General features: G+C 68.4%; 19 protein-coding genes. 6 read left to right on the top strand and 13 right to left on the bottom strand.

What is annotated here, in order from left to right:
* Nucleotides 1-544: 544 nt before the first annotated feature.
* The 7 genes from ASG40_RS21085 to ASG40_RS07040 all read right to left on the bottom strand — a co-directional run bounded on the left by ASG40_RS21085 (nt 545) and on the right by ASG40_RS07040 (nt 9,465).
* Nucleotides 545-1,348 (bottom strand): hypothetical protein, encoded by an 804-nt coding sequence (locus tag ASG40_RS21085; RefSeq protein ID WP_156387609.1) that lies wholly within the window; start codon nt 1,346-1,348, stop codon nt 545-547.
* Nucleotides 1,349-1,479: 131 nt separating this feature from the next.
* Nucleotides 1,480-2,652: a tyrosine-type recombinase/integrase gene (locus ASG40_RS07065; RefSeq protein ID WP_244472479.1), complete on the bottom strand. Its 1,173-nt coding sequence runs from the start codon at nt 2,650-2,652 to the stop codon at nt 1,480-1,482.
* Nucleotides 2,653-3,261: 609 nt separating this feature from the next.
* Nucleotides 3,262-5,424 carry a sensor domain-containing diguanylate cyclase gene (locus ASG40_RS07060; RefSeq protein WP_244480551.1) on the bottom strand — a complete coding sequence of 721 codons (2,163 nt, stop codon included), beginning with the start codon at nt 5,422-5,424 and terminating at the stop codon, nt 3,262-3,264.
* A 234-nt stretch (nt 5,425-5,658) separates the two neighbouring features.
* Complete coding sequence (locus tag ASG40_RS07055; RefSeq protein WP_055882932.1) at nt 5,659-5,859, bottom strand: hypothetical protein; 201 nt, start codon at nt 5,857-5,859, stop codon at nt 5,659-5,661.
* Between the two features lie 310 nt (nt 5,860-6,169).
* Nucleotides 6,170-7,696: a tripartite tricarboxylate transporter permease gene (locus ASG40_RS07050; RefSeq protein WP_055882929.1), complete on the bottom strand. Its 1,527-nt coding sequence runs from the start codon at nt 7,694-7,696 to the stop codon at nt 6,170-6,172.
* Nucleotides 7,697-7,726: 30 nt separating this feature from the next.
* Nucleotides 7,727-8,224, bottom strand: coding sequence for a tripartite tricarboxylate transporter TctB family protein (locus ASG40_RS07045; protein WP_156387608.1), 498 nt, complete (start codon nt 8,222-8,224; stop codon nt 7,727-7,729).
* A 254-nt stretch (nt 8,225-8,478) separates the two neighbouring features.
* Complete coding sequence (locus ASG40_RS07040; RefSeq protein WP_055882924.1) at nt 8,479-9,465, bottom strand: Bug family tripartite tricarboxylate transporter substrate binding protein; 987 nt, start codon at nt 9,463-9,465, stop codon at nt 8,479-8,481.
* Between the two features lie 163 nt (nt 9,466-9,628).
* Between ASG40_RS07040 and ASG40_RS07035 the strand changes: the two genes are divergently transcribed.
* From ASG40_RS07035 to ASG40_RS20345, 3 genes are read left to right on the top strand one after another with little or no spacing between them, the layout of a single operon-like run.
* Nucleotides 9,629-10,855 carry a CaiB/BaiF CoA transferase family protein gene (locus ASG40_RS07035; RefSeq protein ID WP_055882922.1) on the top strand — a complete coding sequence of 409 codons (1,227 nt, stop codon included), beginning with the start codon at nt 9,629-9,631 and terminating at the stop codon, nt 10,853-10,855.
* A 52-nt stretch (nt 10,856-10,907) separates the two neighbouring features.
* On the top strand, nt 10,908-11,207 hold the full coding sequence (locus ASG40_RS07030; protein ID WP_055882919.1) for a hypothetical protein: 300 nt from the start codon (nt 10,908-10,910) through the stop codon (nt 11,205-11,207).
* Between the two features lie 26 nt (nt 11,208-11,233).
* Nucleotides 11,234-11,668, top strand: coding sequence for a hypothetical protein (locus ASG40_RS20345; RefSeq protein ID WP_156387607.1), 435 nt, complete (start codon nt 11,234-11,236; stop codon nt 11,666-11,668).
* 32 nt (nt 11,669-11,700) lie between these two features.
* Here ASG40_RS20345 and ASG40_RS07025 read toward each other — a convergent pair whose 3' ends face one another.
* Together ASG40_RS07025 and ASG40_RS07020 are read right to left on the bottom strand one after the other, a co-directional pair.
* Nucleotides 11,701-14,688, bottom strand: a complete 2,988-nt coding sequence (locus tag ASG40_RS07025) for an FAD-binding and (Fe-S)-binding domain-containing protein (RefSeq protein WP_055882917.1) — start codon at nt 14,686-14,688, stop codon at nt 11,701-11,703.
* Nucleotides 14,689-14,848: 160 nt separating this feature from the next.
* On the bottom strand, nt 14,849-15,103 hold the full coding sequence (locus tag ASG40_RS07020) for a hypothetical protein (protein WP_055882915.1): 255 nt from the start codon (nt 15,101-15,103) through the stop codon (nt 14,849-14,851).
* Nucleotides 15,104-15,248: 145 nt separating this feature from the next.
* Here ASG40_RS07020 and ASG40_RS07015 point away from each other — a divergent pair, with 145 nt between their 5' ends.
* From ASG40_RS07015 to ASG40_RS07005, 3 genes are all read left to right on the top strand, one after another.
* On the top strand, nt 15,249-16,283 hold the full coding sequence (locus ASG40_RS07015; RefSeq protein ID WP_244480550.1) for a diguanylate cyclase domain-containing protein: 1,035 nt from the start codon (nt 15,249-15,251) through the stop codon (nt 16,281-16,283).
* 84 nt (nt 16,284-16,367) lie between these two features.
* Nucleotides 16,368-17,189: an ABC transporter ATP-binding protein gene (locus ASG40_RS07010; RefSeq protein ID WP_055882911.1), complete on the top strand. Its 822-nt coding sequence runs from the start codon at nt 16,368-16,370 to the stop codon at nt 17,187-17,189.
* Nucleotides 17,189-18,049, top strand: a complete 861-nt coding sequence (locus ASG40_RS07005) for an ABC transporter permease (RefSeq protein ID WP_055882909.1) — start codon at nt 17,189-17,191, stop codon at nt 18,047-18,049. Before ASG40_RS07010 ends, ASG40_RS07005 begins: the two co-directional genes overlap by 1 nt.
* 145 nt (nt 18,050-18,194) lie before the next feature.
* Here the strand turns inward: ASG40_RS07005 and ppx are convergent, their stop codons facing one another.
* From ppx to ASG40_RS06985, 4 genes are all read right to left on the bottom strand, one after another.
* On the bottom strand, nt 18,195-19,709 hold the full coding sequence (ppx, locus tag ASG40_RS07000; protein WP_244475636.1) for an exopolyphosphatase: 1,515 nt from the start codon (nt 19,707-19,709) through the stop codon (nt 18,195-18,197).
* A 28-nt stretch (nt 19,710-19,737) separates the two neighbouring features.
* On the bottom strand, nt 19,738-22,227 hold the full coding sequence (locus tag ASG40_RS06995) for an RNA degradosome polyphosphate kinase (RefSeq protein WP_443136589.1): 2,490 nt from the start codon (nt 22,225-22,227) through the stop codon (nt 19,738-19,740).
* A gap of 93 nt (nt 22,228-22,320) precedes the next feature.
* Entirely contained in the window at nt 22,321-23,037 is a 717-nt protein-coding gene (locus tag ASG40_RS06990) for a DnaA ATPase domain-containing protein (protein WP_055882903.1), read from the bottom strand.
* Nucleotides 23,038-23,044: 7 nt separating this feature from the next.
* Complete coding sequence (locus tag ASG40_RS06985; RefSeq protein WP_055882901.1) at nt 23,045-24,139, bottom strand: AI-2E family transporter; 1,095 nt, start codon at nt 24,137-24,139, stop codon at nt 23,045-23,047.
* Between the last annotated feature and the right edge of the window lie 173 nt (nt 24,140-24,312).

The raw sequence follows: 24,312 nt of genomic DNA, 5'->3' as shown, positions 1-24,312 counted from the left end.
GGGATTGGTCGATCATTAGCATACAAAGAGATCGAAGCCGGCCGCCTTCGTATTAAGAAGGTGGGCCGGCGCACTCTTGTCACTCTCGAAGCCGCCCAAAATTGGCTCGCCGCCCTCCCGGCCGGGGGCGGCGAAAACGCTGCATAGGCCGGCTGTATCAGCACCTGTTTCGACCCGCTAAATTTTCCATAACCCCCAGCCAGCCAGGATGTAGATAGCGATGCTAAATGCCGCGGTGGGCAAACGGCCGCCATCACGAGCGACGGCCAACTCATCTAGCCAGGACTAACCACGTATACCGGCGCGCAGCCTAAGGTGTGTACTTAGGTCTGCATTCACAACTCTGAGCCGAAGCAATATCAGACTCGCAAGCTGCACAACACAAGCTTGGCCGTTTCTCCGCGCGCTAGCCGGTTTCTGCTCAATAACACATTGTGATAGTGGAGGTTTTCGGGGGCGCTTTCCATTTCATGGCCCGAAACCCTCCGTTTACGAAATGGAAGACGGCACCGGCACGCATTTTTCGATAAGTTCTGACGAGGAGCTAGAAAGGTAGGACTTTATCCAGTTCCGACGTTAGCTCCGCGAGGTGACGATCCCTTACTCCCCGCAAGTACTCAAGATTGGAGTACCGCTCGTCAGTTGCGTTGTTATACAAATCGGTTTCTGGTTCGTAGCCCGCATTACACTGCGCCTTTCCCATCATCGACCGTGAGCGCCGTACCCGCTGGAAAGGGATGCAGCCACAATACTGAGATTTCTCGACGCCAAACAGGTCATGTGCGGTGAGGCCCGGCTCAAGGAAAATAGCCTCCTCCAGCTCGGTTAGGCGTGGGTCGAGACCCTTCATCAAGTACGCGAACCAATTCCACTGCGAGATGGTCGGATCTAAACGGTTCCAGGCCTGAACATTTAACGCTGTCGTTGCCGATTTGCGCGAGAGACTGCCAATATAGCCTTTGAGCCACTTGCGGAAATCTAACAGCTTGACGGCCGGCACATGCACACCAGAGTGTGAGTGGCACCCGTGAACCTGTCCGTATTCAAAAACTGTGTAAGAGAAGTAGAGCGCGCCGTAACTTAGTATCTTCTTACGCAGGTTTTCAGCAAACTTTTTGAAAACAGCATCAAGCTCTAGCCAAGTTTCATAGCCAATTATTTGCCAACTGACGGTAAAGTTGACGTTTAAGAAGCATCCTTGGTAATTCGCAAAGCAAATACCCCTATATATTTTTTCAAGGTCGATACGGCTGATGTAACAATCAGCCATGTTGCAGCTGGAAGTTAGCCGCGAGCGCAGCGCCGAGCTGCTATTAGTGAACTGGTATGGTGACGGCAGGTGGGTCAATGTGCGCTCCGCAAGGTGAGCGCTTGGATTTTCCAAGCTCCAGTATATAGCCGGCGCGAGCTCAATAACGCAGGTGAAAGCTTACAACTGTCTCGGTTTGTCAGGGATTGCTCACGCGCGATGTGCTCCCGCTAGATGCCGCTGCAATGTTCTGCCCACGCCTCCATCAGCAAACGCCGCTTCTCTAATGCGTCGCCGCGGCGGTAGGCACGCTCCACCGCATCACCTATCAAGTGAGCCAACGCCGCCTCGGCCACTTCACGCGAGAAAGGTGTCTCCTCCCCAACCCAGTCTCGGAACGTCGAACGAAAGCCGTGTGGCGTGTCGGTTAGCTTGGCCCGCCGCATCACCATCTCCAACGCCATCACCGATAACCCCTTGCCGGTCCGCTGTCCCGGGAACACAAACGGGTTGTCGGCTAGATCCAGCGACTTCATCTCTTCAAGGAGCGCGAGCGACCGCCCACTAAGCGGCACGCGATGATCTCGCCCTGCCTTCATCCGCGTGGCCGGCACTGTCCAAACACGCGCTTTCAAGTCTACTTCTGCCCACTGCGCCCCAAGCGTCTCGCCAGAGCGAGCTGCCGTGAGGATGGTGAACTCCAGTGCCCGTGCCGCGATGCCCAAAGTGCCGCGCAGGTGCCGAACGAAGGCAGGGACATCCTCATAGGCCATCGCCTTATGGTGACCACGACTGAGCTTCTGCCGTCTTGGCAGCAGTAGATCGAGATGCCCTCTCCAGCGGGCGGGGTTTTCGCCCACGCGTAATCCCTGCGCTTTCGCCGAGTCCAGAACCCGCTCGATCCGACCGCGCAAGCGTGAGGCTGTCTCGGGCTTCTCTAACCAGATCGGCTTCAGCACCCGCACAACGTCTTCGGTGCTGATCGCATCGACCGCGCGCTCGCGTAGGGGAGCCGCATATTCCCGCAAGGTCATCTGCCATTGCGCGACATGCTTTTCGTTGCGCCACTGCGTCTTCATCGCCTCCACGAAGGCGTCCGCCACCTGGCCAAAAGTCACCACGACAACCGGCGCGGCATCCCGCACGGCTAACGGGTCCGTTCCCTGTAAAACAAGATCACGGGCGCGAGCAGCGCCCTCACGTGCCTTTGCCAATGACACATCCCGCGGAATCCCAAGGCCCATCTCGCGCAGCTTGCCCTGCCACCGGAACAGGAAAACCCAACGCCGACGCTGCCCGTCCTTCGAGATCGACAGATACAATCCACCACCATCGGCATGGCGCCCCGGCACGTCCAACGTCGCAACCTTTCGGGTGCTGAGCCGATTCATCAGGCGCGTCACCGCATGCCCCTCGTCACTCACTGACAGGCCCCAACACGGGCCCCAATTCATGACGGGGATTCTAGCGGACGCCAGCGAACACAGCCAGCGAAACATGAGGCATAAGTCACTGTGAAGAATGAAAAATATTCTACATCGGCATCCGCCTACGAGCACCAGCGGACGTTAGTATGAGTGACACCCCTTCCGCCAAGTGGTTCGGCCGAATCCCCGCCGGTTCGTGATCTTTTCGATCTGGGCCGGTCGGGCGCCACTCGTCGACGCCCTTCATGTCCGATGTGGCCTTCGCGTGATGAAAGCGGTGGCGGTATCGGCAAGCCCTCGCGGCTCCCGGGCGAAGCCTATATCCGCATCACGACGTGATCGACCGGCGACTGTATTGCGGGTCAAGCCGCGACATCGCACCGGGCGGCGGCTCGGCTCTGGCCTTTGTCTGCCTGATCGGCAGCTCGGCCCGGTTCGGCCGTCGCTTCCTGGTGCCGGACGCAGGCGCTTTCCGTGCGTGCGACATGGATCCGCCCGGAACTCGCTCTGGAGACGGGGCGCCGAAAGCGATGGGACCGGCGCGCTGGGCGTCGACGGGCACGACCGCACGACGGTGCCCGGCTCCTACGCTGCCGCGCGCAGGCTGGGGAAGGTGGCCGCCTCGAACGAGCGGACGCAGTTCCGGCCGCTCGACTTGGCCTCGTAGAGCGCGCGATCCGCGCGTTCGATCGTGCGGTCGATGTCTTCGTCGGTCTGCTCGGCCTCGGCCATGCCGATGCTGATCGTCGCCCTGAGGCATTGCCCCTCCGGCTCGAACACGGTGTCCGCGACGGTCTGGCGGATCCGGTCCGCCAGGATCGTCGCGCCGCGCAGGTCGGTCTCGCGGAGCAGGACCACGAACTCCTCGCCCCCGAACCGGGCCACCTTGTCGGTGGTCCGGATGGCATCGCCGATGATCCGGCCGACCTGGCGGATCACTTCGTCGCCCGCCGCATGTCCGTACAGGTCGTTGACGCGCTTGAAGTGATCGATGTCGACCATCAGCACGCAGATCGCCCGGCGATAGCGCTTGAAGTAGCTCATCGCGTCGTTGGCCAGCGGCAGGAACGCACGCCGATTGAGGAGGCCGGTGAGTGCATCGGTGTCGGCGAGCACCTGCATGGCATGGAGATCCGCCCCGAGGCGCCTGACGCGATCCTCCGCGGCGTGGGCCGCGCTCGAGGCCACGGCCTCGATGTGGCGGGCATCCGCCTCGGCCGTGCCGATCCGCCTCAGCAGCGACCGCACCGAGGTCGACAGGCGAAGAACCTCGGGCGAGCCGTGCACGCGGTCGGTCATCCTGGCGTTCGGGTCCCGGCCGATGCGGTCGACGGCCTCGGTCAGCTGCGTCAACGGCCGGCTCAGGCGTGCCGCGACCAGCCGGATGCCGACCATCCCGATCAGCGCCGCGCCCAGGCCCAGCAGGATGATGAGGCCGGTCAACTGGGTGGCACCGGTGAGCGCGGTATCGATCGGCTGCAGGGCCACGACGATCCAGCCCAGGCCCGGATAGTCGCCCCGGCCGCGGGTCGCGGTCGCCGTCGCGAGGCGGGTTCCGTCGGCGCGCTCGTCGATGAAGTGGCCGGCCGCCAGTTGGGCCGCCGTGTAGGGCGCCGTGCCCAGGTCGGGTCCGAGCAGGACGCGACCGGCCCGGTCGAGGACGACGATGTCCTCCTTCAGGTCGGGGCGCCGGGACGCCAGAACCTCGCGCCGGACCACATCGGCCCAGCGCCAGCTGAGATGGACGCCGAGAACGCCCACCACCTGGCCCGAGGCATCGCCGATCGGAACGGCGAGGTCCACGAACCGAAACGGGGTCCCGTCGGCATTCGGCGTGAGCAAGGTCTGCAGCAGGGATGCGAAATGCACGTCCTCGACGGCGGCCTGCCGGATCCCGTTCTTGAACCAGGGCCGCTGGCCGACGTTCGCGCCCTCGAGAACGCCGCCCGTGGCGGCACGCACCCGGCCCTCGCGATCCGCGAACCCGATCCAGGCGTAGTCCGGAAGGGTCTCCTGCATCCTGTCGAGGACCTTGCGCAGGCTGCCGGTGCTCTCCATCCAATGGGGCTGAAGGGGTTCGAGGGCCGCCACGTTGCGGATCTCCCGCAGGCGCTCGGCCATGTCCTGATCGAGCCGGTCGGCCACGGATCGCGCGACCTGCAGCAGGTTGCCCTGGGCCATGTCGGTCGCCTGCCCGCGCGCCAGCAGGGCGGAACCGATCGTGGTCGCTCCGACGATGGCCAAGCTGATGGCGCCGGCCAGGAGGGCGATCTGGCGGCGCAGTAGAGTCCTGTCGGCGAGCTGAGTGAGCATGACGATCCAACCTCGATCGTAGCATTCATGCTGGGCGTTGGATGACGATGTGTGAAGCTTATGAGTCAATCTTTTCGTGACGTGGCTTTTCGTGAGATATCTCACGATGGCGTGTCCGCCGCAGTCACACGGGTCGATGCGCTGCGGGCGGAAAACGTCAAACGCAGGATGAAAGTCTGCGTCGACGCAACCGAGGCGGCGGATTCGTCTTTGGATGGGGATCCACGGGATGGGGATCCACGCGCGGTGACCGCGAACCGAGGATGGCTCGCCCATCCCCGGCAGGTGTTCGTCATGTCCTGCGCCGAAAACCTGTGACAGACCGAGGGCTTCGGCAGGAGTAAAGCGTTGGCGTTCCGACGCGAACCTGCTCAGGCCGTCCCCGCCGGGGTCTCGATTTCCACAGGAACCGGTCCCTCCCCTGGCGATCGGCATCGTCGCAGGCGCGCGTCGGGGTCCGGTCGAAGGCCGCGGGGCTTTCCCGACGCAGGCTCGCCGGGCGCGGGGCCCGAGCGTTTTTCCAGTGAGGTCCGACCGGACCAGGGACCCGGATCGCCGTCTCCGGCGACGAAGAACGCTCGGCCACGAAAAGGCTTGGACCACGAAAAGGCTTGGACCACGAAAAAGGGCCAGCCGCGAGGCTGGCCCTGGTCGTCGTGCCGAGATCGCTTATTCGGCGGCGCTCATCTCGGGCGTGAAATGACCGCACCAGTCGGAGGCGCTCACCACCGGCCACAGGCCGTGGTCCTTGGGACCCGGCTGGCTCACGGGCGGGTTGAAGCGGCACAGGCCTTCGTCGCCGTGCGCCATGGCGCCGTTGACCTTGTGCTCGTCGTAGAACTTGCAGGTGTCACACTTCACGTCGGCCATCGTCGGTCTCCTTCGAAGAACGGTCGCCTCGCGGCGCTACATTCTCATTAGACAAATTCCAATCTGGCTGTCAACGAGCGGATGCCGTGCGGGTTCCACGCGGCGCTTGAAAGGGGCGTTCAGAGGCGGCGTTCCCGGGCGTTCGCTCGGAGACGGTTTGGCCGGGATCGGTCCGATGGGGGGGCGGGGCCGTCGACCCGAGCCGTTCGTGCGTCGGCGACCGCAACGGTCAGGCGCGCACCACCTCGCCGTGCGCGATCGTGCGGCGAGGTGGTCGATCCGAGATCCCGGGCGCCAGAGGCCCGGCGCCTCAGCGGCCGAGGGGGGCCGAGCGGGCCGGCGCGAGCCTGCGCCTCAGGAAGCCGGTGCCGGCGCTCAGCGGACCCCAGAACAGCAGCGCCAGCCCCATCACCATCAGGGTCGAGACGAGGCCGTTGGAGAAGAACACCGACAGGTTGCCGCCCGAGCCGAGCAGGGCCTGGCGGAACGCGTCCTCGGCGCGGTCGCCGAGCACCAGGGCCAGGACCAGGGGGGCGAGGGGATAGTCGAGCTTCTTGAAGATGTAGCCGATCACCCCGAACACCAGCATCAGCCAGATGTCGAACCGCGAGGATTCCACCGTGTAAGCGCCGATGGCGCAGACGATCAGGATGATCGGCGCCACCAGCGCGAAGGGAATGCGCATGATCGCGGCGAAGACCGGCACGGTGGCGAGCACGATCAGGAGGCCGGCGACGTTGCCGAGGTACATCGAGGCGATGAGGCCCCAGACGAACTCCTTGTTCTCGATGAACAGGAGCGGGCCGGGTTGCAGGCCCCAGATCATCAGGCCGCCGAGCAGCACCGCGGCCGTGGCCGAACCCGGGATGCCCAGCGCCAGCATCGGCAGCAGCGCCGAAGTGCCGGCGGCATGCGCCGCGGTCTCGGGCGCCAGCACGCCCTCGATCTCGCCGCGCCCGAAGTTCTCGGGCGTGCGCGAGAACCTTTTGGCGAGGCCGTACCCCATGAAGGAGGCCGCGATGGCGCCGCCCGGCGTCACGCCCATCCACATGCCCACGATCGATGAGCGGATCAGCGTCGCCCAGTAGCGCGGCAGCGCGGCCCAGGTGCGCAGGACGACCTTGAGGTCGATCTGCGCCTTCTTGCCCTTGAAGTGCAGGCCCTCCTCGATGGTGAGCAGGATCTCGGAGACGCCGAACAGGCCGATCACCACCACGAGGAAGTCGAAGCCCTTGATGAGCTCGCTCACCCCGAAGGTCAGGCGCAGGTCGCCGGAGATGGTGTCGAGGCCCACCGCGGCGAGCAGGAAGCCGATGGCGAGGGAGGCCACGATCTTGGCCTTGTTCTCCTTGCCCATGCCGATGAACGAGCAGAACGTCAGGAAGAACACCCCGAAGAACTCGGCCGGGCCGAACCGCAGGGCGAATTTCGCCACCAGCGGCGCCACGAAGGTGATCAGGATGACACCGGCCAGCGCCCCGATGAAGGAGGCGGTGAAGGCGGCGGTGAGCGCCTCGCCGGCCTTGCCCTGCTGGGCCATCGGATAGCCGTCGAAGGTGGTGGCCACCGACCACGCCTCCCCGGGGATGTTGAACAGGATCGAGGTAATGGCGCCCCCGAACAGGGCCCCCCAGTAGATCGACGACAGGAGGATGATCGCGGAAGTCGGGTCCATGCCGAAGGTCAGCGGCAGCAGGATCGCGACGCCGTTGGGGCCGCCCAGGCCCGGCAGCACGCCGACCACGATGCCGAGCAGCACGCCGACGATCATGAACATGACGTTGGTCCAGGACAAGGCGACCTGGAAGCCCAACATGAGCTGGTGGAGATCGTCCATGGCGGTTCCTCGGACTTTTCTTGGTTGAGATCAGAAGCCGAGCATCGCCTCGACCGGACCCTTGGGCAGGGACAGCCGGAATTGAATCTCGAAGACCCAGAACGCCACGAGCGGCACGGCGACCACCGCCAGCAGCGTCTGCCACCAGCGGAACTCGCCGAGCATCACCATGAACACCGCCATGAACAGGGCCGAGGCGGTGTAGATGCCGACGAACTCGATGGCGAGCACGTAGAGGAACAGCGGCGCGAACACCGAGCCGACCATGCGCAGCTGGCCGTAGGTGACGAACACGCTGTCCTCGCGCCGCACCGCGCTCACCAGGGCGGCGGCCGCCGCGATCAGCAGGATCCAGCCGACGCGGGCGGGGAAGAACCCGTTCTGGGGCCCGGCGTCCCAGCCCGCGCCGCGCTCGTAGGAATCCCACAGCACAAGCCCCGCCAGCCCCATCAGGACGAGGGCGACGAGGATCTCCACCATCCGGCGCGACAGGCCGGGCTCGGTGGCCGTTTGGGACGTCTCGGTCATCCGTTCATCCTGATCGTTCGTTCGGCGCGCACCTCTCGTCCCCCGCATCTCTCGGGCCTGCCCGAGAGATGCACCCCGGGGGTCCGGGTCGGGCAGGCCCGACCCGGGTGCGGGGAGGAGTCGATAGTGGGGGCGGTTCCGCTTGTCCCCGGAGGAGGGTCGCCCGGCCACTCCCACCCTCGGTCCCTCCCCGCGAGGGAAAGGGACCGAGGGGTCAGCGCGAACGCGCCGGAGTGCTCACCCGGCGGCCGCCCTCAGTTGGTGCCGATGAACCCGGCCTTGCCCATCAGGTCCTTGTGCTTCTGCTCGTCGGTGGTGAGGAACGAGACGAACGCGTCGCCGGAGCGGAAGTCGGGCACCAGGGCGTTGCGCTCGACGTAGGCCTTCCAGTCGGCCGTCTCGGTGACCTTCTTGAAGAGGTTCACGTAGAAGGCCTGCTGCTCGGGCGTCACCTTGCCGGGCATGAACATACCGCGCAGCATCTGGTAGTTCACGTCGAGGCCCTGCGAGACGCAGGTGGGCACGTCGGCCCAGGACATGTCGGCGGTGATCTTCTGGGTGTAGCCCAGCGGCTTGTCGGAGAACACGCACAGCGGCTTGACCGCGCCCGAGCGCCAGTTGGCGATCTCCTCGGCCGGGTTGTTCATGTTGGCGTCGATGTGGCCGCCGGCGAGCTGCACGGAGGAAGGTCCCCCGCCCTGGTAGGGAATGTAGGTGATCTTGATGCCGGCCGCCTGCTCCATCGTCACGGAGATGAGGTGGTCCTCGCGCTTCGAGCCGTTGCCGCCGGTCTTCAGGGGCGGATTGGCGGCCTTGGCGGCGGCGACGAAGTCGCCCGCGGTCTTGTAGGGGGTGCTCGCGTTCACCCAGAGCAGGAAGGCGTCCTGCGCCATCATCGCGACCGGGGTGAAGTTCTTCCAGCTCACCGGCAGCTTGGTGGCCAGCGGCGTCATGTAGATGCCGCTCGAGGTGGTGATGAGCTTGTGGGGGTCGCCGGCCGACTTCTGGATGTCGAGCATCGCCTCGCCGCCCGCCGCGGCCGGCTTGTTGACGATGATGATCGGCTGGGAGACGAGGTTGTTCTTCTGGATCGCACCCTGGATCGTGCGCGCCATCTGGTCGGACGAGCCGCCGGGCGGGAAGGGCACGATGATCTCGATGGGCTTGGTCGGCTCCCAGGCCAGGGCCGGGCCGACGGGCAGCAGCGTGGCCGCCAGGGCGGCCTTCACGATGGATTGCATGGCGTTGTCCTCCGGCGGTGCTCTTGGCGGCCCCGCCTTGTATACCAGGGTATGAAGTTTCGGGGCCGTTTGGCAACAGTGGGTTTTCTCGATCACGACCGCTCCTGTGGCCTTCCCGCGCCGGCTCGCCGATGATGGGGGAAAAACGCCAGGGCGGGATTCCATGCACACCACCTCCGACCAGCCTCACGGCCCCTTGCGCGGCCTCACGGTGATCGAACTCGCCCACATCATGGCCGGCCCGGTCTGCGGCCTGATGCTCGCCGACATGGGCGCCACGGTGATCAAGGTCGAGAAGATCGAGGGCGGCGACGACACCCGCCGTTCGGTGCCGCCGTCCCTGGAGGGCGAGAGCGCCGCCTACATGATGATGAACCGGGGCAAGCGCGGCATCGCGCTCGACCTCAAGAGCCCGGAGGGCCGGGCGATCCTGCACCGGCTGCTGGCCGGGGCCGACGTACTGATCGAGAACTACCGCGCCGGCACCATGGAGCGCCTCGGCCTCGGCTGGGACACCCTCAAGGCCGCCTACCCCGCCCTGATCTACTGCGCCCTCTCGGGCTTCGGGCGCACCGGCCCCTATGCCGAGCGGCCCGGCTTCGACCTCGTGGCGCAGGGCATGAGCGGGCTCATGAGCATCACCGGCGCGGGACCCGGCGAGGCGCCGATGAAGTGCGGCCCGCCCGTCACCGACGTCACCGCCGGCATCCTGGCGGCGATGGGGGTGCTGGCCGCCTACACCCACCGCCTCAGGACCGGCGAGGGCCAGGCGGTGGACACCTCCCTGTTCGAGGCCGGCATCACCCTGACCTACTGGCAATCGGCCATCGCCATGGCCACCGGCATCGCGCCCGGCCCGATGGGCTCGGCCCATCCGCTCAACGCCCCCTACGAGGCGTTCCAGACCGCCGACGGCTGGATCACGGTCGGGGCGGCCAACCAGACCAACTGGCTGCGCCTCCTCGAGGTGCTGGGTGCCGCCGATCTCGGCCACGAGCCGCGCTTTGCCCGCAACGCCGAGCGGATGGAAAACCGCGAGGCACTGGCCGCGGTGCTGGCCCCGCGGTTTCGCCGGGAATCGTCCGCGACGTGGCTCGCTCGCCTTGAGGACGGCGGTGTCCCGGCCGGCCCGGTCCTCGACGTGCTCGCCATGCACCGCGACCCCCAGGCGCTCGCCCGCGAGATGGTGGTGGAGGTCGACCACACCCGCATCGGGCCGATGCGGACGCTGGGACTGCCGGTGAAGTTTTCGGGCACGCCCGGGCGGGTGCAGGGGGCCGCACCGCTGCTGGGGGAGCACAGCCGCGCGATCCTGCGGGGGGTCGGTTACGACGAAGCGGAGATCGAGGGGTTTTTGGCGCGGGGCGTGGTGCGCGAGACGGTGGGGTGAGGCGCCGGTTGCGACGATGGCTCGTCGTCAGCGCTCATGATAGGCTGGATTCATGGTCGACACCGAGATCACCCCCGCCCTGAAAGACGCGATCGAAACCGTCATTCGGCAAGAGCTCGGCCGCTTCGGTATCGCGCAGGTCGAGGCGATCGGCACCGAGGATCACGATGGCGACCCGGTCATCCGGGTGCTCGTCCACTACAGCCACGCCGACGCCGAGCCTGATCCGAAAGTGGCTTCCGAGACGATCACGAAGCTCAACGACAGGCTGTTCGAGCTCAAGGAGCCGCGTTTCGCTTACATCTCGCACGATGTGCCGGAGGTTGTCCGGCGGCGTCGCGGCCGGCCGTGAGCCAGGAGCTTCTGGAGACGGCTCGCTTGCTCGCCAAGGCGGGCAGCGGCAAGCCACGCCAGGCCAACCTCAAGCGCGCGATCAGTACAGCCTATTATGCCCTGTTTCATGAAGTCGCGAGACAATGCGCAGACCGGCTCGTGGGAGTGGGAATCAACCGACCGGATAAGGCGTGGCGCCAGACCTATCGCGCCCTGAATCACGGCGACGTCAAGAACGCCTGTCATCAGCTCCGCAAGCTCGGTTTTCCCGCTGGTCTGGTGCGGGTGGGCGACATTCTCCAAACTCTACAGGTCGAACGCCACAACGCCGATTATGACCCAATGTATCGCGTCAGCCGCGCCGACGCCCTCGCCGCCATCGCTTCTGCCGAGGGTGGGATCACGGCATTGAAATCGGTCTCTACGAAGGATGCCATAGCCTTCGCCGTGCAGCTTCTGCTCAAACACCGCACTTCATAACGTGTCGACCTGAACACGACGGGCGTGTGCCGCTACCGCGGCCGCCCACCCGTTACCAACGCCCCATCCAACACCCGCGCCACATGCTGCGCGCTGATCCCGAGCCCATCGTGGATCTGATGCCGGCAACTGGTGCCGTCGGCGACGACCCAATCGTCGGGACCGGCCTTGCGCAGCGCCGGGAACAGCGACAGCTCGGCCATGGCCAGCGAGACGTCGATGGTGTCGGCCCCGTAGCCGAAGGCGCCGGCCATGCCGCAGCAGCTCGACTCGATCACCTTGACCTCGAGCCCCGGCACCTGCCGCAGGACCGTTTCCACCGCCCCCATCGCGTCGAAGGCCTTCTGGTGGCAGTGGCCGTGGAGATGCGCGACGCGCCCGCCCTGGTCGGCCAGCGGCAGCGCGATCCGCCCGGCCGCGAGGTCGGCGGCCAGCAGTTCCTCGAACAGCAGGCTGGCGCCGGCCAGGGCCGTTGCCTCCTCGCCGGGCAGCAGGGCGGCGAACTCGTCGCGGAACGTCAGCAGGCAGGAGGGCTCCAGCCCGACGACGCGGGCGCCGGCCCGAACGTAGGGCAGCAGCGCGTCGAGGGTGCGGCGCGCCTCCTCCCGCGCCCGGTCGGTCTGGCCGGAGGCGAGATAGGTCCGCCCGCAGCACAAGGGTCGCCGGCCCGTGTGCGGAAAAACCCGGTGGAGGCGGTAGCCGGCGGCGACCAGGACGCGCTCGGCCGCCTCCAGGTTCTCGCGCTCGAAGGCGCGGTTGAAGGTGTCGCCGAACAGGACGATGTCGCGAAACGTGCCCGTGACGTCGGAGGGGTGGGCCGGCTCGCCCGTCTCCGCCCAGGGCCGGCGCCAGGCCGGCAGGGTCCGCCGGGCCGAGAGCCCCGCGACCCTTTCCGACAGCCGCGCCAGGGCGGGCACCCGGTCGCGCAGGTTGAGGAGCGGGGCGAGTTTCGCCGCCAGCCCGGCATAGCGCGGCAGTTCGGCCACCAGCCGCTCCTTCAGGGGCAGGCCGTGGCGGGCGTGGTAGTGGTGGAGGAACTCGACCTTCATCTTGGCCATGTCGACGCCGGTGGGGCATTCCCGGCGGCAGGCCTTGCACGAAACGCACAGGTCCATCGTGCGCTTCATCTCGGGGGATGTGAAGGCGTCGGCCCCGAGCTGTCCGGAGATCGCGAGCCGCAACGAGTTCGCCCGGCCGCGGGTGAGGTGCTGCTCCTCCCGCGTCGCCCGGTAGGACGGGCACATCGCCCCGCCCGCGAGCTTGCGGCAGGTGCCGTTGTTGTTGCACATCTCGACGGCCCCGCCGAGGCCGCCCCAGTCCGACCAGTCGAGTGCCGTCGCCGCCGGCGCGGTGACGGCGTAGCCCGGCGCGAAGCGCATCAGCGAGCGGTCGTCCATCCGCAGGGGCCGCACGATCTTGCCCGGGTTGAGCCGGTTGTCCGGGTCGAAGCCGTCCTTGACCGCCTCGAAGGCGCGGGTGAGGCGGGCGCCGAACAGCGGCTCCACGTATTCCGAGCGCGAGATGCCGTCGCCGTGCTCGCCCGAGTACGAGCCCTTGAAGCGGCGCACCAGGGCGGAGGCCTCCTCCGCGATGGAGCGCATCTTGGCGACGTCCCCGCCCTGCTTCATGTCGAGGATCGGGCGCACGTGCAGGCAGCCGACCGAGGCGTGGGCGTACCAGGTGCCGCGGGTGCCGTGCCGGGTGAACACGTCGGTGACGGCGTCGGTGTAGTCGGCCAGGTGCTCGAGCGGCACCGCACAATCCTCGATGAAGGACACCGGCTTGGCGTCGCCCTTGGTCGACATCATGATGTTGAGGCAGGCCTCGCGTACCTCCCAGACCGAGCGCTGGCGCGCAGGCTCGGGCACCTCGACGACGGCGTCGGTGAATCCGTGGTCGGCCATGCAGGCGTCGAGGCGCCTGAGGTCGGCCAGCAGCGCGTCGCGGTCCTCGCCGGCGAACTCCGTGAGGAGCAGGCAGTTCGGCCGGCCCCGCGTGATGTCGGCGAGCGTGGTGCGGAACAGCGGGATGTCGGCGCCCAGCACCAGGACGTTGTTGTCCACGAGTTCGACCGCGACCGGGTTCAGGTCGACGATCGCCTTCGTGGTCTCCATCGCGGAACGGAACGAGGGGAAGTGGCACACCCCCATCACCCGGTGGGTCGGCAGGCGCGAGAGCTTGAGCGTCACCGAGGTGGTGGCCGCCAGCGTCCCCTCCGAGCCGACCAGCAGATGGGCGAGGTTCGGGCGCGGCTCGATCAGGGCGTCGAGGTTGTAGCCGCCGACCCGCCGCTGCACGCGCGGGTACATCGCCAGGATTTCGTCCCGCTCCGATTCCGCCAGGGAAACCATGCGGCGCGCGAGATCCTTTGCCCGCGCCGAGCCCGACACGCCGGTGGCCTCGTTTCCCGTCAGCGAAAAGCCGAACGCCTCGCCGTCGTGGAACAGCGCCTCCATCGCCAGGACGTTGTCGCTCATCTTGCCGAAGCGCAGCGAGCGGGCGCCGCAGGAGTTGTTGCCGGCCATGCCGCCGATGGTGCAGCGGCTGGCCGTCGAGGGCTCGACGGGAAAGAACCAGCCGTCCGCCTTCACCCGGGTGTTGAGGCGCTCCAGCACCATGCCGGGCTCAACCGTGACGGTGCCGCCCTGCGGATCGTAGGCGAGGATGCCGTCGAGGTGGCGCGAGCAATCCACCACGAGGCCGCGCCCGATCGGCTGGCCGTTCTGCGAGGTGCCGCCGCCGCGCAGGATCACGGGCACGCCGTGCTCGGCGGCGATGGCGAGCGTCGCGGCGATGTCGGCGGCCGATTTCGGGAAGACCACGCCCGTCGGCACGATCTGGTAGATCGAGGCGTCGGTGGCGTAGCGACCGCGGGTGAAGGCGTCGAAGCGTGCCTCGCCCCGGAGCGCCTCGGCCAGGCGGCGGGCCAAGCCGGCACCCTGCCGCCGCGCCGCCCGCGGGCTCGTCGTCCCGGCGCCCATCGCTTCGGGACCCGTCGCCGGCTCGGCCGTTGTCGCCATGGTGTCCCGTCCCTGTCCCGCCCCGTCGCCGTCTTCGTCGCGGCCTATGACTGCATGCATAATACCACCGACCGGCGGGTCAACGTCGCCCGTTGTCCCGCGGCTCGGGATCTCATGCCATTTCCGGTTGATCACTTCGTGATGCGGACATGGGCTTCGCTCAGCCGCCCTGCAGGCTCTCGGCGAAATCCTCCGGGATCTCGCCGAAGCGGCCGAGGATGGTCACCCCTTCGAGTTCCCCGGTCTCGTCGTCGGCCACCACTTTGAGGGCGGCCGTGCCCGGCATCCGGCCGGCCATCGCCTCGGCCTTCTTCAACGCGCCGCTCTCGGTGGGCGCGACCTCGCGGTCTCCGGGCACCAGGCGCTTGCGCTTGATCACGAAGGTCTGGACCACGAACGTCGTCTTCATCGTCATCGGATCGGTTCCTGGTGGCGTCCCCGGCGGTAGCACAACACGCCCGGAGCGTCGGCATCGGGCCATCCCGTGAAGGTCTCTTAATCGACCTTGCTCCATGATAGGCGCCTTGATCGAACGGCGACGATGGCGGACGATGCTCTGCATGCGCGACGACCCGGCACCCGACGACGCGCAAGCGGTGATCGACCTGGGCGAAGACGACGACACGGCGGAACTGGAACGGCTGAAGGCCGCCTTCGCCCGGCAGTCGGCCGCCCTCGCCCATGCCCAAAAGATCTTCGCGCGGGCCTCGGAAGCGGCCCGGATCGGGGTGTGGGAATGCACCCTCGACGGCGAACACCTGACCTGGACCGACGTCGTCTACGACCTCTTCGACCTCCCCCGCGGCTCGGTCCTCGACCGGGCGGCGACCCTGGCCCTCTACGCGCCGGACTCGCGACGGGCCCTCGACACGATCCGCGCCCGCGCCATCGGCGAGGCCCGCGGGTTCACCCTCGATGCGGAGATCGTCACCGGCCTGGGCAACCGGCGCTGGATCAGGATCACCGCCACGGTGGAATGCGAGGACGGGGTCCCCACCCGCATCTTCGGGATGAAGCAGGACATCACCGAGGAGAAGGCCCTGTTCGACCGGACCCGCTACCTCGCCGCCTTCGACGACATGACCGGGCTCGCCAACCGCACCAGCTTCCAGGCGCGGCTCGCCGCGGTCGAGGAGGAGGGCTGCGGGGCCGCCCTCCTCCTCGTCGACCTCGACGGGTTCAAGGCGGTCAACGACACCCTCGGGCATCTGGCGGGCGACGCCTGCCTGCGCCGGGCGGCCGCCCGCCTGCGCACGGTCTGCGATCGCGCCGACCTCGTGGCGCGCATCGGCGGCGACGAGTTCGGCGTGCTCCTCGGTACGGATGACCCGACAATCGCCGAAGACCTCGCCGGCCGTATCGTCGCGGCCCTGCGCCGCCCGGCGGAGGGCGAGGACCACGGCCTGCCGCTTGGCGCGTCCCTCGGCGCGTCCCTCGGCGCATCCGTGGGCGTCGCCTGGCACGACGCCGCGGCCCCCGCCACCCTGTTCGCCAGGGCCGATGCCGCCCTCTACGCCGCCAAGGCGGCCGGCCGGAACACCTTCCGGACCGACGCATCCGCCGGCCATCCGGCCCGCCGCAGCCGCGTCGCCTGATCGGCGCTGCGAGGCCTCGCCTTCGGTTCTGCATGCACTTTGGCCCGAACATTGCTGGGCGATGCGCACGGCGATGGAGGCTTCATGACGGCGCAGACGGTGCAGCTCGGCCTGCGCGGAATCCGCAAGGCCTTTCCCAGTAAAACCGGCCCGGTCCCGGTCCTCGACGGCCTGAGCTTCGATATCTACGAGCGCGACTTCGTCAGCATCATCGGCCCGAGCGGCTGCGGCAAGACCACGGTGTTCAACATCATCGCCGGCCTCCTCGACCCCGACGGCGGCACCATCCGCTACCGGGGCGAGGTCGTGCCGGGCCTACGCGGCCGGGTCGGCTACATGATGCAGAAGGACCTGCTGTTTCCCTGGCGCACGGTCCTGCAGAACGTGATGCTCGGCCTCGAGATGAAGGGCGTCGACCCGGCCCAGGCGCTGGACACCGCCCGCGAGTACCTCTCCACCTTCGGCCTTTCGGGATTCGAGAACGCCTACCCCAAGACCCTGTCGGGGGGCATGCGCCAGCGAACGGCGCTGATCCGGACCCTGATCATGGACCCCGACATCCTGCTCCTCGACGAGCCGTTCTCGGCGCTCGACTACCAGACCCGGCTCTACCTCGAAGGCGTGCTGCTCGACGCGGTGGAGACCTACGACAAGACCGTGGTGCTCGTGACCCACGACATCGACGAGGCGGTGGCGCTGTCCAAGCGCGTGGTGGTGCTCGGCAACCGCCCGGCCACGGTCAAGGCCGTCCACGACATCGCCATCGCCGACCGCTCGCCGATCGGCGCCCGCTCCGATCCACGCTTCTCGGAATACTTCCACGCCCTGTGCGGGGAACTCGACATCCAGACCCGTCCCCGGGCCCAGACCCTTCCCCGGGCCCGCTCACACGCGAAGGTCGCCTGATGACGACGCGATCGATCGAGGCGGCCCCTCCTCCTTCCCCCGCCCGCTCCCGCCGGCCTGGCGCCCTCGCGCTGGCCGCCGACACGCAGGCCGGGCGCGCCCTCATCCAGTTCACGGCGGTGATGGCGTTCTTCGGCGCCTGGGAGCTGGGGGTGCGGGCGGGCTGGGTCAGCGACTTCCTGGTCGGCGCTCCCTCCGGCATCTGGCGGGTGTTCGTGCGTGCCGTCATGGACGGCAGCCTGTTCGTCGACACCTGGTACACGCTGATCGAGGCGATCCTCGGGTTCGTCATCGGCACCGTCCTCGGCTCCGCCGCCGGGCTCGGGCTGTGGTACTCGGCCTTCGTGGCGCGCCTCGTCGAGCCGTTCATCGTCGCCATCAACTCGGTGCCCAAGATCGCCCTCGCCCCGATCGTGATCCTGTGGTTCGGCACCGGCTTCGTCTCGAAGGTGGCGCTGGCGGTGTCGCTCACCGCCCTCGTCGCCCTCATCGCCGCCTACCAGGCGGCGCGGGACGCCGACCCGGACCTGCAGGCGCTCCTCGCGTCGATGGGCGCCTCGAAGCACCGCATCTTCAAGAGCGTGATCGTGCCCTCGACCCTGCCGGCGATGATCGGGATGTTCCGCATCAACATCGGCTTCGCGCTGGTGGGCGCCGTGGTCGGCGAGTTCATCTCGTCCCAGCGCGGGCTCGGGCACATGATCTACAACGCCTCCAGCCTCTACGACCTCAATTCGGTCTGGGTCGGGCTGTTTGTCCTGATGTTCGTGGGCTTCCTGCTCTACCACGTCATCGACTTCGCCGAGCGCCGCATCCTGCCCTGGAAGCAGGTCTCGACGGCCGGTCAGGTCCAGGTCTGATCGGGCGGCGGGACCGGCGCCGCCGGGGTGGGTCGGCCCCTCCTGCAAAATCCGTTCGATGGCTTCGCAATGCGGATGTCGGCTTCGCTCAGGCGCCGCGCGGACTCGGCGATACGGTTCCCGCTCGAATCGAGCGGGAACCGTATCACACCACCTCGACCCGGCCGTCGAGGCCGACCACCCGTCCCAGCCCGCGCACGCGGTTGAGGACGCGGTCCCCGGCGAGGGATCGCCAGTCGGAGGGCACGGTGAGCACGACGCGGCCCTCGGCGATGCCGACGGGCAGGCGCGGCAGGATCGCCGCCATGCCCGCCGAGGTCGGGAAGGCCACCCGCAGCAGGCCGCCGACGAGGCGGGCGCGCTCGAACAGGCGCGGGCCGGCGAGGTTGCGCAGGATCGGGCTCGCCTTCTCGGGGGCGACGCCCTCGTGCCGGAAGTAGACGGCGAGCGCCAGGTAGGCGCGGCCCGGGTGGTCGATGCCGACGAAGGGCGCCTGGGTGATCACGTCGATGCTGTGCCCGCCGCGATAGTCGGGATGCGCCCGCCAGCCGATGTCGGACAACAGGCAGGCGGCGTGGCGCAGGCGGCGCTCGTCCGCCGTCTCGGGGCCGTCGAGTTCGGCCACGAAGCGATCGGTCCAGGCGATGAGGTCGGTGGCGTGGCCCGGCGAGCGGGCGCGCAGGGCGTTCAGCTCGGCCGCCGCGGCCAGGAGCGGATCGGCGGCCCGGGTTTCGCGGTCGAGGAGTTCGTAGAGCAGGCCCTCGCGCACGCCGCTGGCCGAAATCGCCACTTCGCGCGGGCGGCCCAGGCGCAGGATCTCCTCCAGCACCACCGCGCCATAGGCCAGGAGCGGGCGGCGGGCCTCCGAGACGCTCTCGACGTCGGCGAGCAGGGCCGCGTCGACCCGCTCCACCACTTCGAGGAAGTTGAGTTCGTCCGAGGGCTCCACCGTGTAGCCGTGCATGACGTGGAGCGGATAGGCGCGGGCGGCCTGGTGCAGGCGGGCCAGGGCCCGCCAGGTGCCGCCCACCGCGTAGAAGCTGCGCCCGCGCAAGGTCTCGAGCTGGGGAGCGGCCTTCTTGAGGTGCTCGCGGACGATCTTCTGGGCCTTCTTGGGCGAGCCGCCGGTGAGGTCCTGCAGGGCGAGGCCGCCCAGCGGCATCGTCACCCCCTGCCCCACCTCCGCGCCGCGCACGTCGACGAGTTCCAGCGAGCCGCCGCCGAGATCCCCCACCACCCCGTCCGGGGCATGGAAGCCCGAGACGACCCCGAGCGCCGAGAGTTCCGCCTCGCGCCGCCCCGAGAGGAGCTCGATCGGGTGGCCGCAGGCGGCCTCGGCCGCCGCCAGGAAGTCCGGCCCGTTCTCGGCGTCGCGCGCCGCCGCGGTGGCCAGGACGAAGACCCGCTCGATCTCCATGACCGCGCACAGCATCCGGAACCGGGCCAGGGCCGCGAGCGCCCGCCTGACCGCCTCCTCGTTGAGCCGGCCGGTGGTGAGCACGTTGCGGCCCAGCCCGCACAGCACCTTCTCGTTGTAGAGCGGGGTCGGTGCCCGGCTCAGGCGGTCGTAGGCGACGAGCCGCACCGAGTTCGAGCCGATGTCGATGATCGCGAGGGGATCGCGGGGCGGGCCGACCGTCGTGCCGACTGCCTGTTTCATGCCCGGTGCCTGTCCCATGCCGGGTCCTTCAGGAACGCTGGGCTCGCCGGCTCAGCGCACGCGGACTCGATTTCTTCGACGACTTGCCGCGCCCGGACAGGCTCGGGTTCGTCATGAAGTACTTGTGCGCGTTGAACGGCTCCTCGCCGTCGGAGGGCTGGATCCGCTCGCTCGCACCCGACGCCAGTACACGCCAGCTCTGGCGGTTGTCGAGGAGGTTGGCGAGCATGATCTGGTCGAGCACCTGCTGGTGCACCGTCGGATTGGTGATCGGCAGCAGCGCCTCGACCCGGCGGTCGAGGTTGCGGCTCATGAGGTCGGCCGAGGAGATGGAGACGGTGGCCTTGGGGTGGGGCAGGCCGTAGCCGTTGCCGAAGGCGTAGACGCGGCCGTGCTCCAGGAAGCGCCCGACGATGGACTTGACGCGGATCGTCTCCGACAGGCCGGGCACGCCGGGCCTGAGGCAGCAGATGCCGCGAATGATGCAGTCGATCGGCACGCCGGCTTCCGAGGCGTCGTAGAGGGCGTCGATGATCTGCTGGTCGACCAGCGAGTTGCACTTCAGCCAGATCGCGGCCGGGCGCCCGGCCTTGGCGTGGCCGATCTCCTGCTCGATGCTGTCGAGGAGCTTCGCCTTGAGGGTGAGGGGCGAGACCGACATCTTCTCGAGTTCGGCGGGCTCGGCGTAGCCGGTGATGAAGTTGAACAGCCGCGCCACGTCGCGGCCCACCGCCGGGTCGGCCGTGAAGAACGACAGGTCGGTGTAAACCCGGGCCGTGATCGGATGGTAGTTGCCGGTGCCGACGTGGCAGTAGCTCACGAGCCTGTCGCCCTCGCGGCGCACCACCATCGAGAGCTTGGCGTGGGTCTTGAGCTCGATGAAGCCGAACACTACCTGCGCGCCGGCCTTCTCGAGGTCGCGCGCCCAGCGGATGTTGGCCTCCTCGTCGAAACGGGCCTTCAGCTCCACGAGCGCGGTGACCGACTTGCCGGCCTCGGCGGCCTCGGCGAGTGCTGCCACGATCGGCGAGTTCGAGGAGGTGCGGTAGAGGGTCTGCTTGATCGCCACCACATGCGGGTCGCGGGCGGCCTGGGCGAGGAACTGCACCACCGAATCGAACGATTCGTAGGGGTGGTGGACGATGAAGTCCTTCTGGCGGATCGCCGCGAAGACATCGCCGCCGCTCTCGCGGATGCGCTCGGGAAAGCGCGGGTTGTAGGGCTTGAACTTGAGGTCGGGCCGGTCGATGCCGACGATCTGCGACAGCTCGTTGAGGGCCAGCATCCCCTCCACGAGGAAGACCGCGTCGGGGCCGATCTCGAGTTCGTCGGCGACGAAGCCGCGCAGGTCCTCCGGCATCCCGGCCTCGATCTCGAGGCGGATGACGACGCCGCGGCGACGCTGCTTGAGGGCGGTCTCGAAATGCAGGACGAGGTCTTCGGCCTCCTCCTCGATCTCGAGGTCGGAGTCGCGGATCACCCGGAAGGCGCCCTGCCCCTTCACGAAGTAGCCGGGGAAGAGCCGCCCGGTGAACAGCACGATCACCTGCTCGATGGCGATGAACCGGGCCATGGCGTCCCCGCCCACGTCGGGCAGGCGCACGAACCGCTCGACCACCGAGGGCAGGCGGATCAGCGCGCGCAGGGTGCGCCCGTCGCGCGGGCGCACCAGCATCAGGGCGATGGTGGAGCCGAGGTTGGGGATGAACGGGAAGGGGTGGGCCGGGTCGATGGCCAGCGGCGTCAGCACCGGCAGGACGTGGTTGAGGAAGTAGTCCTGCAGCCAGGCGGCATGGTCCTGGCTGAGGTCGGCCGGCTCGACGAGGTCGACGCCGACCCCGTGCAGGTCCTTGCGCAATTCGCGCCAGCGCTGCTGCTGCTCGAGGGCGAGGCGCGAGACCTCGGTGCCGATGCGGGCGAGCTGCTCGGTCGGGGTCAGCCCGTCCTGCGAGGGCACCACGAGGCCGGCGCGGACCTGGTCGTGCAGGCCGGCGACCCGCACCATGAAGAATTCGTCGAGGTTGTTGGCCGAGATCGAGAGGAAGCGAAGCTGTTCGAGCAGGGGGTGGTTGGGGTTCGAGGCCTCCTCCAGCACCCGGTGGTTGAACTGCAGCCACGAGATCTCGCGGTTCACGAACCGCTCCGGCATCCGGCGCAGGGCGCGGCCGGCCTCGACCACGGCGGCGCGCAGCTCGCGCTCCTCCTCCGGATTCTTGCCCGCCGCGGCGACGATCGCCGCCGCCTCGGCGCGCGCCGGCATGGCGTCATCGGCGGAGGCGGGCTCCGGCGGGGCTGGCGCCTTCACGGGCAGGGACGACGCCGGTTTGGAGGTCGCGGCCCTGGGGGACGACGCGGGCCCGGATGCGGTGGATTTGGACGCGGTGGATCTGGATGCGGCGGGTTTGGCGGCCGCGGGCCTGGGAGCGGGCGGCTTGCCCGGGGTGGCGGGGGGCCGCGTCGTCTCGGCGTCGCCGACCTCGGCATCCGGGCTCATCCTGTCCGCTTCCCTCTCCGACAACGGCACATCTCCTTCTCGTCGACCACGAAGGGGTCCCTAGCATGCGGTCGGCCCGCGTTTGTGACGGTTCCATGACACCGCCCGGGCCGGCCTCTACTCGTCCCCCTCCGAACCGAGGCCGAGCCTGGCGAGGACGGCCAGCGCCAGCGGCCGGGTGATGCGCCGGCCGCGGCCGAGCGCGTCGCGGTCGAGTTCGGCCACGACCTCGCGGGCCAGGGCCAGGGAGCGGTCGATGCGCAGCACCAGCGCCTCGACCACGCTGAGGTCGACCACGAGCTGGCGGTCGACGAACAGTTTGACGATGACCGCCCGCAGCAGCGCCTCGTCCGGCGGCAGGATGGTGGCGCCGGGTGCCAGGCGCAGGCGCGAGCGCAGGTCGGCGGTCGCCAGGCCGATCGCCTCCACGGGCTTGGCCGCCGTGAGCAGGATCGCGGTCCGGTGCTCGCGGGCGAGGTTGAGGAGGTGGAATAGGGCGGCCTCGTCGCGCCCCTGGAGTCGGTCGACGTCCTCGACCACGAGGGCGCCGTTCGAGACGAGATGGGGCACCCCCTCCCCCGTCAGCGCGGCCGCCGCCACGGTCCAGGCATGGGCCCGCGTCGCCCAGATCGAGGCGAGGTGGCTCTTGCCGCTGCCGGGCGGCCCCGTGAGCAGGAACACCGTGTCGGGCCACTCGGGCCACGCCTCGATCAGGCCGTAGGCGGTCTCGTTGGCCGGCCCGACCAGGAAGTCCTCGCGCCCGTAGCGCGGGTCGAGGGGCAGGTCGAAGGCCAGCTGCCTCGGGGGGGCGGTGTCGCGGCGCGGGCGGTCCATGGCGGGCTCAGGGCCCCTTCGGGAAGGCCGGGGCCGCCGGATCCGGCGCCTGGTGGAGCGGGCTGGCGAGATAGCGTTCGAGCGCATAGCGCACCAGGACGCCGATCGAGGCGGCCACCGGCACCGCGATGAGCAGGCCGATGAACCCGAACAGCGATCCGAACGCCAGCAGCGCGAACATCAGCCAGACCGGGTGCAGGCCCACCGAATCCCCCACGAGCTTGGGCGAGATGACGTTGCCCTCGAGGAACTGCCCGACCGCGAACACCGCCACCGTCAGCCCGATGCGCAGCCAGTCGGAATCCGGCCAGAACTGCACCAGGGCGACGCCCACCGAGAGCAGGAAGCCGACGATGGTGCCGACGTAGGGGATGAAGGTGAGGAAGCCCGCGATGAGCCCGATCAGGATGCCGAAGTTCACGCCCACCATGAACAGGCCGACGGCGTAGAAGGTGCCGAGGATGAGGCAGACCAGCGTCTGCCCGCGCAGGAAGCCGGTGACGGCCCCGTCCATCTCGCGCCCGAGGCGGCGCACCACCGGGCGATGGCGCGGCGGCACCCAGGCGTCGACCTTGGCGACCATCCGGTCCCAGTCGAGCAGGATGTAGAAGGCCACCACCGGGGTGATGAACAGGAGCGAGACGATGGAGACCAGCGCCTGGCTCCCGGTCCAGAGCGAGCTCAGCACCGAGAGGCCCCAGCTTCCCCCCTGCCCCACCAAAGTCCCGGCCGAGGATTGCAGGTCGCTCAAGATGCCCGGGCCGCCGATCCGTTCCAGCAGCGGGCCGGCCCGCTCGACGATGAGGCCCTGCAGCTTCGAGGCCATGCCCGGCAGGGTCGCGACCAGGGCCGAGACCTGCTTGGCCACCAGCGGCCCGACGATGAGCACCACCAGGACCAGCGCCACCGCGAACAGCGCCAGGATGAGCAGCGAGGCGCTCAGGCGCCCGAGCCCGAGGCGCTCCAGGCGGTCGGCCAGGGGATCGAGGAGATAGGCGAGCGCCAGCCCGGCGGCGAAGGGCAGGATCACGTCCTTGAGGAGGTAGAAGAGCACGACGAAGACCACCAGGCCCGCCGTTGCGATCATCGTCCTGCCGCGCATCGGCCGTCCTTCTTGGGTTCGTCGTCGCTGTCGACAGTGGGAATCGGGTCCGGCCCGGTCAAGGCGGTCTCGCCAGGGGATTAGGCCGTCCCTTGCCTCGCGCGCAATGGTTGTCGGAACGCTTGGCTCCCGGACTCGCGAAGACGGGCAGGACTGGTTAGAGGTCGCTGACG

The sequence above is a fragment of the Methylobacterium sp. Leaf399 genome, assembly GCF_001424525.1.
GTDB lineage: Bacteria > Pseudomonadota > Alphaproteobacteria > Rhizobiales > Beijerinckiaceae > Methylobacterium.
This window is presented reverse-complemented; position numbering and strand designations above follow the sequence as displayed.